The sequence below is a fragment of the Spirillospora sp. NPDC046719 genome (genome assembly GCF_040645715.1).
In the GTDB taxonomy this organism is placed as follows: domain Bacteria; phylum Actinomycetota; class Actinomycetes; order Streptosporangiales; family Streptosporangiaceae; genus Spirillospora.
In genome coordinates this window covers 1-1,028 of record NZ_JBEYYT010000957.1, presented here as the reverse complement: position 1 = coordinate 1,028, position 1,028 = coordinate 1, and the positions used below count along the sequence as shown (strand labels likewise).

General features: G+C 33.6%; 1 protein-coding gene. It reads right to left on the bottom strand.

Features of this window, described 5'->3' with window-relative positions:
* Window positions 1-678: 678 nt before the first annotated feature.
* On the bottom strand, window positions 679-1,028 hold a 350-nt coding region (locus tag ABZ914_RS51835; RefSeq protein ID WP_500201882.1), incomplete at its 5' end, for a hypothetical protein.

Here is a 1,028-nt window from a genome sequence, read left to right as displayed (position 1 = left end):
AGGGAAATAACCACTAGTTCCAATTTTGTTAGAGTCAACTAAAATTGCTGTTATGCGGTTTGTGAGTTTGCTCCCGACATCTTTGTCGGTCGCAAAATATGCTATTTCAGAGTGAACCTATAGAGATTTGTACAAAAATGTTCATATCCTATTATTGGTTTCAGAAAAAAGTGAAACCAAAAACATATAAATAAAATGAGATTATGGCTAGATAAAACTAACAAGGTTTAGACAAGGTTAATCACAAAATTGTGAAAAAGTATCTTTCGTTATCTGAGACCCTAAAAAAGGGGGTTCCGATTCGTTCCTCCCTAGCAAGTCGCGAATCACGACCCCTTAATAACAACAACGAAATTTTCGTTTTTGCCACTTGTGGCAGAAAGCTATACCACTAAAATACTGTTAAGGGTGTAAAGATTTTAACGCCCTCAAAATTGTGGAGGTTATCAACACTAGACAAAGTCTATACCGACATCACGTAGGTCAGGGGTAACTTTGAGGTGTACCCATTCAAAACAAAAATGTTATAGCTCCGTAGTTACAAATACACAGCAAATTCTAGCAACATACAAAATTTACATGCTGTTATGACCTAATGCAAGGATTGGTTGCGTCAGCTCCCTTGCTAATTGTTGGCAAATGTTGGCAGAAATTGACTTGGTAAGTCATTCCTTATTTTTATAGTAGAGGTTCAGGGATTTTTAAGACTTCTTCTAGCAAAAAAATAACATCAGAGAGTTTTTGTGGTTTTTTTGGAAATATTGCTCTTCTAAAGATATAAACCATAAATATAATCATAATAAAAATGAAGAAATATACAAGAATTTCATTAGATTTTGAACTCACCTCTAATGTTCCCAAAAGAGTGATTAATCGAGTTGTTTTTGTATTTTGGAGTGACGACAAGGTTGAAATCAAAAATGCTGATAAAGCTATAAACATTGATGAAAAGCTTATAATAGTGTCATTGCTATAAAAACTGTTGTTTATTTCATAATTCTGCTTTAGGTGCTGGATTTCTAAATCAT